The organism is Peribacillus sp. NPDC056705, from assembly GCF_043656335.1.
Genome location: NZ_JBHTYI010000056.1, coordinates 1 through 10,133, shown reverse-complemented (window position 1 = coordinate 10,133; position 10,133 = coordinate 1). Strand labels below are relative to the sequence as shown.

The 10,133-nt window shown below is 33.3% G+C and carries 13 protein-coding genes; all 13 read left to right on the top strand.

Features of this window, described 5'->3' with window-relative positions:
* Positions 1 to 263 (top strand): GNAT family N-acetyltransferase (locus tag ACFRAK_RS26775; protein WP_394572869.1); only part of this gene is annotated, 263 nt, incomplete at its 5' end.
* Between the two features lie 26 nt (positions 264 to 289).
* A complete protein-coding gene (locus tag ACFRAK_RS26770; RefSeq protein ID WP_394572868.1) occupies positions 290 to 838 on the top strand; it encodes a GNAT family N-acetyltransferase in 549 nt (182 codons plus the stop codon).
* A 301-nt stretch (positions 839 to 1,139) separates the two neighbouring features.
* Positions 1,140 to 1,796: a VanZ family protein gene (locus tag ACFRAK_RS26765; RefSeq protein ID WP_394572867.1), complete on the top strand. Its 657-nt coding sequence runs from the start codon at positions 1,140 to 1,142 to the stop codon at positions 1,794 to 1,796.
* Positions 1,797 to 1,948: 152 nt separating this feature from the next.
* Positions 1,949 to 2,494, top strand: a complete 546-nt coding sequence (locus tag ACFRAK_RS26760; protein WP_252433329.1) for a GNAT family N-acetyltransferase — start codon at positions 1,949 to 1,951, stop codon at positions 2,492 to 2,494.
* A gap of 291 nt (positions 2,495 to 2,785) precedes the next feature.
* Positions 2,786 to 4,039 (top strand): MFS transporter, encoded by a 1,254-nt coding sequence (locus ACFRAK_RS26755; protein WP_394572866.1) that lies wholly within the window; start codon positions 2,786 to 2,788, stop codon positions 4,037 to 4,039.
* A gap of 350 nt (positions 4,040 to 4,389) precedes the next feature.
* Positions 4,390 to 4,932, top strand: a complete 543-nt coding sequence (locus tag ACFRAK_RS26750) for a sigma-70 family RNA polymerase sigma factor (protein ID WP_394572865.1) — start codon at positions 4,390 to 4,392, stop codon at positions 4,930 to 4,932.
* Entirely contained in the window at positions 4,916 to 6,013 is a 1,098-nt protein-coding gene (locus tag ACFRAK_RS26745; RefSeq protein ID WP_394572864.1) for a DUF4179 domain-containing protein, read from the top strand. The genes ACFRAK_RS26750 and ACFRAK_RS26745 overlap by 17 nt, the downstream gene beginning before the upstream one ends.
* Positions 6,014 to 6,166: 153 nt before the next feature.
* Positions 6,167 to 6,631: a hypothetical protein gene (locus ACFRAK_RS26740; protein ID WP_394572863.1), complete on the top strand. Its 465-nt coding sequence runs from the start codon at positions 6,167 to 6,169 to the stop codon at positions 6,629 to 6,631.
* Positions 6,632 to 6,795: 164 nt separating this feature from the next.
* Positions 6,796 to 7,131 carry a hypothetical protein gene (locus ACFRAK_RS26735; protein ID WP_394572862.1) on the top strand — a complete coding sequence of 112 codons (336 nt, stop codon included), beginning with the start codon at positions 6,796 to 6,798 and terminating at the stop codon, positions 7,129 to 7,131.
* Between the two features lie 331 nt (positions 7,132 to 7,462).
* The gene (locus ACFRAK_RS26730; protein ID WP_394572861.1) at positions 7,463 to 8,398 is read left to right on the top strand and encodes a hypothetical protein; all 936 of its coding nucleotides are present in this window, start codon (positions 7,463 to 7,465) and stop codon (positions 8,396 to 8,398) included.
* A gap of 241 nt (positions 8,399 to 8,639) precedes the next feature.
* Positions 8,640 to 8,924 carry a hypothetical protein gene (locus ACFRAK_RS26725; protein WP_394572860.1) on the top strand — a complete coding sequence of 95 codons (285 nt, stop codon included), beginning with the start codon at positions 8,640 to 8,642 and terminating at the stop codon, positions 8,922 to 8,924.
* Positions 8,925 to 9,530: 606 nt separating this feature from the next.
* Complete coding sequence (locus ACFRAK_RS26720; protein WP_387588307.1) at positions 9,531 to 9,719, top strand: hypothetical protein; 189 nt, start codon at positions 9,531 to 9,533, stop codon at positions 9,717 to 9,719.
* A gap of 104 nt (positions 9,720 to 9,823) precedes the next feature.
* Positions 9,824 to 10,114, top strand: a complete 291-nt coding sequence (locus ACFRAK_RS26715) for a hypothetical protein (protein WP_376112021.1) — start codon at positions 9,824 to 9,826, stop codon at positions 10,112 to 10,114.
* Positions 10,115 to 10,133: the final 19 nt, after the last annotated feature.

Sequence of the window (10,133 nt, the reverse complement as noted above, 5' to 3'; positions counted from 1 at the left end):
CTTGGATAGAGATAAGAGAATATCCGGAAAATGCGTTTAAAAAAGGATATAAGTCCGTTTATGTACACCAGATTAGCATAGAGGATACAAAGAGGAATAAGGGTTATGGTTCAAGTCTTATGGAATATATATATGAAATTGCGAACGATCGAGGAATAAATTTAATAGAATTAGATTATTGGTTTGAGAACAGTGTTGCAAAGGACTTTTATAAAAAGCAAAATTTTATAAAGTATAGAGAATTTGTTTATAAAGAACTTTAATTTTTATAAAGAATTGGGGGATAAATTTGTTTACTTACACAGTGAATGAACAAATCAAATTAGCTCTTTTACAACCACATAATGCGGACGAAATTTATAAAGTAGTTGATAGTAATAGAGCCTATCTAAAAGAATGGTTAGGCTGGGTTGATAATGTTAAGTCAGCTGAAGATTACAGAGCTACTATAATCCCATCTTGGTTAAAGCAGTTCGCAGAAAATAACGGGTTTAATGCTGGAATTTACTATGATGAACGCTTGGTTGGTATGATATCGCTTCATTTTATTAATTGGAAAACCAAGCATACAAGTATTGGTTATTACTTAGCTAAAGAAGCACAAAATCAAGGTATTATTACAAACTGCGTAAGGGAATTAATGAATTTTTCTTTTGATATTCTGGACTTAAACAAGGTGGAAATTCAATGTGCTAAAGAAAATCACAAAAGCAGAAAAATACCAGAAAGATTAGGGTTAAAATTAGAAGGAATCAGCCGTGATGCAGAATTCATCAATGGTCATTATAATGACATAGCCACTTATAGTATTCTCAAAAATGAGTGGAGTTCAAAATAATCTTTATGTATATACTCCACAACCAGCATTCTATGTCATAAAAAATCATCTTCAACAATCGGGCGCGATTCTTGAAGAAGTTTCGCTTTTCTTATAGAACTAACGGGTGCTTTACTTCATTAAGGGAGTTGCTTTGGCAGCTCTTTTTCTTATGGAGCTAACGGGGCAGGATAGTTCATTAAGAAACGCAATAAAATCTTGGTTTTATTGGTGATAATCAACGGAACAGAATTAAATTCCAACAAAGGTATAATTTGTGGTAAAATAAGGGGTTTTTGAGCTGGAAGGAAGGGTTGATGGAGTGTATTTGATTAATGGTAGTTTACTTATTGGAATTGGAGTTATATGTTATTTGGCTGGAAGAGGTATTTTAATAGGGTTTAAATTAAAAAAACAAAAACAAGTATATTGGTTAAGGGAAGTTATTAATTTTCTTTTTGTTTTATACATACTTATGGTTGTTTCCGTTACACTGTTTCCATTAGCTTTATGGATTGATTTTAATGTGCAAAATATTAAGTTTGGCTTAAATCTCATTCCATTTGTTGGAATTATAAACGATATTAAACAAATAGGTATTGCATATGACGGTGATACCGTGTTTATGATTAGTCTAATTATTAGAAATGTGGGTGGAAATATATTATTATTGATGCCTTTGGGGGTATTATCACCGATAATATGGAATAAATTTAAGGGTTTTAAAAATATTGTACTATTCGGTTTTGTTATATCAATTAGTATAGAATCTATACAATTTATTGAACTAATAGCAGGTGGTCGGGGAAGAACAGTTGATATTGATGACGTAATTTGTAATGTATTAGGTGTTATTCTTGGATACTCCATTTATAAATTTACGTTTAAAATAGCCGATAAATTTCAGATCGAAATATTACAAAATTTAAACTCTGGGAATTTAAGTTTGTTTGATAACGATAAAGGAACTAAAATATAAATTTTTTTTAACAAACAGGTGCTTTAGCTGACGATCAGAGTTGTCTTTAAGGCAGCTATTTCTTTATGGAACTATCGGGGCAGTTTAGTTGAAGAAGGAAAATGGAATTATTGTGTAGAATTGATAGGGGCAATAAGTCAGGGGGAGAATTTTTGTTAATACATAAAATCGATGACGAAGTATCTTTGAGGTTATTCAATGTGGGTGACGCTGAAGAGTTTTTCAATTTGATCATTAGTTCAAAACCTTATCTCAAGGAATGGCTTGGATGGCTTGATTACGTAGAAAAAGTAGAGGATACTGTTGAGACCATAAAATCTCGACTACAGAGCTTAGTAGAAACTGGAGGGTATCCAAAGTCAGTTGCTATCATTTATAAAGGTGAAATAGCAGGAACTATCGGATTTAATGAAATAAACAAGGCAAGTAAGATTGGGAGCATCGGCTACTGGCTTGGAGAAGGTTTTCAGGGGAAGGGCATAATGACAAAAGCGTTTAAGGCATTTATTGATTACGGATTTAGAGAACTTGGGCTAAATCGAATTGAGGTTAGCATAGCTGTTGAGAACAAAAGAAGTCGAGCACTTGCTGAACGGCAGGGTTTTATAGAAGAAGGAAGATTAAGACAAGCAGAATGGCTATATGATCATTATGTAGACCATATTATTTACGCAAAACTGGCTGAGGAATGGGAATGAAAAATAAGAGTTCGTTATGCAACTAACGGGGCAGGTTAGTTCCATAAGGAACCTAATCTGAGTAATTTTATTGTATCTTCTAAACAGAATTTTTCTGTGCTATTATTGTTTATACAAATATTACCATCATAAATAAACAAACACCCCCTCTTCCTAATTAGATTTTTTATTATTCGATATCACAATGAATACAAAGTTGAGTGAAATATATCTAAAAAATCTCAAAGGAGTGAAACCAATGTAAACAAATATTTTTCTCATAGAAAAATTAAATAAGAGGGGTTGTTTGCATTGGAGCATAAATCATTTAATGTATTGATAACAGGACAATCTTTAGCAAATGCTGGAGATGTTTTTTATATTGTTGCGATTATAACAAGCGTTTACAATGTAACAAATTCTTTATTTTATGTTTCGTTGGTTCCTGTAATAAATATGCTTGGAGGGTTTTTAGGAGGATTATTAGCACCACTACTCATAGATCGATACAAGTTTAAAAAGATTTTATTTAATTCTCAATTAGTTAAAACTTGTATCTTACTTGTGCTAACCCTGTATGTATCATTATTATTATCTAAAGATTCGATTGAAACGGTTTATATAATTATTTTCTTTATCACTTTTTTAGATAGTTTCGCTAATCCAGCAAGTAGTGCATTAATACCTCAACTTGTTTCGGAAGAAAACTTATTAAAAGCAAATAGCCTTATGTCTTCTATACATCAAATCATTCAGATGGGTGGATGGGCTGCAGGTGGTATATTAGCAGCATTTTTGCATTCTAACGGGCTATTAATGTTGACGTTTAGTTTGTATGTATTATCAACATTCTTGCTGGCATTCATTAAAGTCAAAGAAAAGAAACAATCTGAAGAACTTGAAGAACTATCAGTAAAGGAAAGTAAAATGACTTCAATGTTTGAAGGTTGGAGATTAATTGCAGAAGATAAGAGGCTGCGAGTCCTTCATTTAACCCTATTTTTTGGTTCTACAGCTAGTCCAGTTTGGGTATCATCCATTCTATACCCTTTTATAGACAAAAGGCTAAGTGTAGGAACTGAGTGGTGGGGTTATATAAACACCTCTTTATTATTAGGCTTATTTCTAGCAGGAATACTTGCATATAGACAATCTGAATTCATTAACAAAAATATTCAGAATGTGCTATTGCTTGGAGGCTTTATGGTCTTTCTAATGACTCTTTTATTTGGAGTTAATGTAAATCCCATACTTTCTCTATTACTTATTGGTTTATATGGTTTATTCGAAGAACTAAGGATGATTTCTATTCATACAATCATCCAAAGTTTAGTTAGGGAAAAGCTTTTGGCTAAGGTTTATGCAGCTCAGAGTTCTTTAATAATGGCAACATTCGGGATATCAACTCTTATGATGGGGATACTGGGCCAGCGATACAGCATTGTAGTTGTATTTATTGTTGCCTCGATTTCCTTATGTTTTTCATTTATTAATCTTATTACCTCTAGAAAGTATTTAACAATATCTATAGATGGTTCCAGCAAAAACTTTGAAAACCAATTGTAAATTTTTTAGACAATAAGCCAACGGTTCCGTTGGCTTATTTAATGTAGAATGTCTTTTGTCTCGTTATGACACAAACTGTGCAATATGGCTTATGGAACTATCGGGGCAGGTTAGTTCAAGAACACATGTCGCTAAATATGGAAAAATGAGTAAAAAAATAAATCATAAGAAGTGAATCCACTTTTTCAATTTTCAAAATGGATTCTTTTTTTTTTCAAAACCCTACACTTTCAACAGTGATATAGAATTTTTTAAAAAGAATCTCCTTCAACTTACGTGAAAATAAAAAATCAAATTGAAACCTTTTGTATGCGCTAACTACTCTAAGTATTGAAAGGAGGTTGTACAGAATGGAACATGATGTTCATACAGTGCAACAAGCAATTGCAGGCAACAAAGAAGCCTTTGAACAGCTACTTTGCTTAGAGGAAGAGAAGTTGTACTATACAGCACTCTCTTATGTGGAGAAAAAAGAGGATGCACTTGATGCCATTCAAGAAGCTGCATGCAAAGCTTACCTATCGGTAAACCAGCTAAAGCAGCCTGAATTTTTTTCTACATGGTTGTTTAGAATCCTTATTCGTGAATGTTATTGTTTGCTAAAAAAAAGGCAAAGGATCGTCCCATTTGAGGAAACGGAATTGTTAAAAAGATTGAATCATCAACCTAATGAGCTGGGCAATCCAATTGATCTAACCGAGGCATTACATCAGCTTAAGCCCTCGTACCAAACAGCGCTAATTTTATACTATTATCATGACTTACCAATTAAACAAATTTCTGAAGTGATGGAAATGCCTATAGGAACGGTAAAAACATATTTGCATCGTGGGAAGAAACAACTAAAAGAAAAGTTAGGAAGGAGTGCAAATTATAATGAAAAACTCATTTGATACAAAGGGAAGTCGTCCAGAATTCCCGAGGGATGAGGTTTGGACAGCGATTTCGAGAGGGATTCAACTAGCTGAAGATCAAATAAACCTAAACAAAGAGTCGTTGCAAGAGAAGCGAAAAAGCAAACGTAAGCCCCTTGTATACACAGCTGCTGCAGCTGTTGTAGCGTTCGGTATTCTAGTAGGATCTTCGTATATATCGCCGGCCTTAGCAAACGGTTTATCCAGGTTGCCAATCATTGGATCAGTGTTTAGTGACTCAGGCATACTCGGGCTAAAACAAGCAAGTGATAAGGGATTAACAAGCGCCATTGGAGAAACCCAAACCGTTAATGGCATCTCAGTTACTTTAGATGAAGTGCTTTATGATCAAACGAATATAACCGTTGGTTTTACCGTAGAATCTGAAGAAGAATTGAGTGATGATTACTTCGGTGCAGGTATGGATTTTACAATTAATGGTGAACAACCACCTAACGGATTTTCGGGTGGCTATCATGAAAAGGTGGTGAGCCCAACTGTTCGCACGGGCATTGTGGATTTTGCTGTAACGGAGGAGATGCCGGAAGAATTTGAACTTGGCTTGGTTTTACGAGGTGAAAATGGAGAAAAATGGATGTTTTCAACACCGATTGAAGTAATTTCAGAGCTTGTTCGAGTTCCTGTGAACCATAAACAGCAAGCAGAAGGGATTAAGCTTACTGTTTCGGAACTAGTTCTGAGTCCTTCAGGTGTTGGGCTTTCGTATGAGGCATCTGAAAAAGGGAATTTGAATGATGAATTGGGAGCGTCCTATATAGATTTCCGTATGACGGACGAAAATGGTAAAGAAATCACCTCGCATTCAGGTCCTGTTACAGGTAAACGCCATAAGGGGATAATGGTGTTTAATGGGCAGAATAAATTTGACCCCGTCAGTGAGGGTGTCAAAGAATTGACGATCACACCTTATTTAGCACTTCCAACGGATGGAGGAGGAGTGGAATTTGACGAAAATGGTGAATCTATAGAGTTAGAATTTAAAGGGGATTCTTTACAGCCTGTCGAGTTTGAATCTTTTAAAGTGAAAATACCTCAATGAGAACCTAAATGAATCATCCAAGAGCTTTGTTCATTGTTAAAAGGAGAGCTGGTACTTCAGCTCTTTTTCTTAATGAACTAACGGGCCAGATTAGTTCAACAAGGAATTTTAAAATGTTTACCGAATAAAGGGGTAGCTGGAGATTTCAAAGAAGTGGGTGTCGAAATGCTGCAACAGATTAAAATAGAGAATTGGTTATTAGAAGTTGATATTGATAAGACCCGAGAATTTTATAACAAAGGTATAGAGGTATGTAGTTGTCTATACTGCAACAATTTTGTGGAAGCCTGTAAATATTTAGATACTTCCGTAGCAAATGTATTCAGTAGACTAGGAATTAATCCTTCTAAACCAGGACATCTCTCTGATTATCCTACAAATGAATGCGGAATACGTTCATACATAGGTATTTATCATTTAGTTGGCAGAGTGTTAGAAGGAGAATTGTGTACAATGTCTACTTGGAATGATACTAATACAGTTCGTATAAAGAACTTCACAATAGGTTTTTCTTACGACCTGGAGTTTGTGCCAGAATGCTTCCCTAATCCTGTCGTGCAGTTGGACTTTGGGGCTAATATCTCTTGGGTACTTGATGAAAAGCCAGATGAATGTTAAGTAAAAAGTGAGTCATTTTTAACTAACAGGTGCGTTAGGTGAAGATCAAAGCTGCCTTTAAGGCAGCCTTATCTTTATGCAACTATCGGGGCAGGTTTGTTCAATAAGGGACTTGAGTACAATCTGCCAAAATGGTTAGAAATAGGAAGGGCAGAAAGAAGTAAATGTGTGGAATCAATTTCATTTTAGCTAACACCTATAAAGAAGCGTATAAGGAAGAAACATATGTAGAATTTGAAGAGGGAATACACTCATATCTTTTAAGTAAGGAAAAGGACTCTAATAATGAGTTTGGTTTACTTCTAAATCTTAATATTTATGGTGAAACGATATTATATAGAGACGAGATTAATGAATTAATAGGTATATGTGATGGCGTAATTAATAAATACACAGGGGGGGACAAAGAACAAAAAGTTAGACGTTTTGCTAAAGAGTTAAAGTTTCTTTGCATAGAAGCGTTACAGCGAAGAAAACATATATTTGCCATAGGTGATTAGTTTACAAAGTCTAAAATTGGTGCTTTAGCTGAAGATCGGAGCTGCCTTTAAGGCAGCAGTTTTTTCTTTATGGCACTAACGGGGCAGGTTAGTTGAACAAGCATCCAATGTAAAAGTTCGGAGCTGTCATTTTGGCAGCTCTTCTTATTAAGCTAAGAATAAAAATCAATAATTCTTTCTTCTCACAACTACAATAATTCACCTTAAACTAATAGGCGCAAGAAATGAGTCCGATTCTATTTTAGTGACTACTTTTAAATATCATAAATATTAATAATCTTGCAAAAAAGTGAATAAGGTAAAACAGTATATTCTTGAAGGGGGAGTCTAAATGAAACACTTTACAAAATGGATAAATCAGACGTTCAATCATTATCCCAGAAAAAAATTGACTCTCGCTATGGGTGCTCAATACGAACCGCAAACATTTGGTCAACCAGTTGAACGAAACCAAACTTCGTTAATAAGTACCAGAGATGCCGAAAAATACTTTCGTCCTTCCCGCCTCCCTATTAAAAATACCCTTGTCAAGAACAGCCAATTTTTTGATCCCTATTATGAAAAAAACTACAAAGAAATTAAACTCCCTGCAACATTAACTCGGACTCCTGATGAAACTGTTTTAAACTACTTTAGTATTTTAAGAGAGGCAGAAAACCTCACTCAAAACCAGCTGGGTGGTTGCGGAACTGTCGGGATGGCAAAGTTGCCCTATCCAATTGCTTATAACTTTTTTACTAAAGACTATCACAAAAGGGTTTCCTATAATGAATATCTTCAATCGTTTGCTGGAATTGGACATCTAAATTTAATTAAGATGAACAGACTTCCTGATGAAAAAGGTATTGTTCCTTATTTCATTGAACTAGAAAGCATCGAAGGTTCATCAAAAGGTGTCACCTATTTTGCTTATTATTACGGTTATGTCCAATTAAAAAAAGTTCAAAACCTGTATAAAATTGAACAGATGAAATTGTACGGAGAGGACTTCCTATGTGCACCCTATCATCTCTGGCAGCATGATGCGGAAGCAGTCGTTGCTATTATGTATGGAGAATGGTGCAAATTAATAAAAAAACAGCTACCTACTAAACAAGATGGTTACGTCAAAACCATTGATTATATTGGTACGGATGGAGCCGATTATCGGTTTATCTTTTATCAATTAACAAATGATACAGATGTATTAAATTCTCAATATAAAAAGGATTCTGAAGGAAACTGGGAATCCATCAGAATTGATCCTGTCAAATGTCTAAAAAACTAAGCGTGATATTAAAGAAACTCGAACCTTTACTCTAAGGCACATTAAATGAATGTTCTTTTTTCTTTGTGAAATATTATACTTAAACTATAGGGTGCTTTAGCTGAAGATCGGAGCTGTCTTTAAGGCAGCTTTTCTTTATGGAACTATCGGGGCAGGTTAGTTCTATAAGGTGGAAATATTTTCATATATGAAAAGGAATTTTTTTCGCTTATGCTGAAAATAAAAAAGAAGGTTAAGGCATATGAATATCACTGATTTACTTGTTTTGTCTGTGGTTTTAGGCTTAATTAATGGTTTTAAGGACAAGAAATTTAAAACGAAAAGTTTTTTCAACACGTCTTTAATATTTTTTACATCAGGTCTAATCTTCATCATAATAGGAAATCTATTTTTGAATGATTTATTAGATAAATATCTTCTTAATGAAGAATATGGGATATTGCTATTTGGAGGTTTGTTATTGTTATATCCTATTTATACAACAATTAAAGGATTAAAAAAAAAGACAACTAACTCACTTCGTTAATTATCTATAGGGTGTAATAAGGAAGGATCGCCTTTCTTATTGAACAAACGGGGCAGGTTAGTTCAATAAGGAAATGGATTATTTTACACTTATGAATAATTACTCTTTATTGTTATTATTTTCTTAAAGGTTCAAATTATTTTAATTTGATATCGTTAATTCACCATTAAGGAATGTGATTTACTGTGAGAGCAATAAATACAATTAACTTAGTTACAAAGTTATTAATTTTTGTCTCTTTTAATACATATATTTGTTTTTATGCAAAAGACAAAATAGAAGGCATAGTTACTGCCTGCATAGGTATCTTTCTAGTGATTTTAGTGGTAACTATTGCATTTATTCTAGATAAAAAGCCAAGGTAATCTGATTTTCCAATCTCGGAATATTTATTGCAGCATCAATAAGGCAATTAACAGATAAAATTACAAATAAATTGTAGGGTCCATAAAATACATAATTAAATAACTTAATCTTAAAGGGTGAATTAGCTGAAGATTTGAGCTGTCTTTAAGGCAGCTTTTTCTTATTGAACAAACGGGGCAGATTTGTGAAAGAATGATTGTTAAACAGTGATTACGGAAAATAGTTATAAGAGGTGATTTTATGGATAATTCAAGTTATATATTTTTAGCAATTTATTGGGTCGGAATTATTATATGGTCGCTTAAAAATAAGGAAAAGGCTAAGAAGGAATTACTTCAAATAAAAAATAATTGGAAGACAGGAGTATCAATATTGCTAATTGTTTTATTTCCATTTTTAGTTATGGCTTCTATGGTATTTGTATTGTAGTTTGTTTTCATTGTTAAGCTAACGTGGCAGGTTAGTTGACGAAGACCCGTTTGCTTTATGGTATAGTTTATTAAATTCAGTTTGTAGTTTATGGGGGAAATTTAGTGTCAAATAAGTTGAAATATGTAATGGGATTGTTTTTTGAAAAAAGAGAAAGTACTAAAAGTACTAAACCATTTATACTGATTAGATATTTAATGAGGATATTAATGGGCTTAATTTTAATATTAGCTATAATTAATGTTAATTTTAATTTCATGAACTATATAATTCTTTTATTTGGAATTGGTTCAATAATAGATGGATTTGAAAGTTTTTTAAAAAAGGAAAATAAGAGGCAGATGTTATTAGATTTTGGTATTGCTTTTATATGCTTCGTATTATTTTTGGTATAGCATTTATAAGTGGTTCGTA

What these genes read in the sequence shown, in the direction of transcription:
- ACFRAK_RS26750 (WP_394572865.1), top strand. Translation starts at nt 4,390, where the DNA reads ATGGAACATGATGTTCATACAGTGCAACAAGCAATTGCAGGCAACAAA.
- ACFRAK_RS26745 (WP_394572864.1), top strand. Translation starts at nt 4,916, where the DNA reads ATGAAAAACTCATTTGATACAAAGGGAAGTCGTCCAGAATTCCCGAGG.
- ACFRAK_RS26735 (WP_394572862.1), top strand. Translation starts at nt 6,796, where the DNA reads ATGTGTGGAATCAATTTCATTTTAGCTAACACCTATAAAGAAGCGTAT.
- ACFRAK_RS26730 (WP_394572861.1), top strand. Translation starts at nt 7,463, where the DNA reads ATGAAACACTTTACAAAATGGATAAATCAGACGTTCAATCATTATCCC.
- ACFRAK_RS26725 (WP_394572860.1), top strand. Translation starts at nt 8,640, where the DNA reads ATGAATATCACTGATTTACTTGTTTTGTCTGTGGTTTTAGGCTTAATT.
- ACFRAK_RS26720 (WP_387588307.1), top strand. Translation starts at nt 9,531, where the DNA reads ATGGATAATTCAAGTTATATATTTTTAGCAATTTATTGGGTCGGAATT.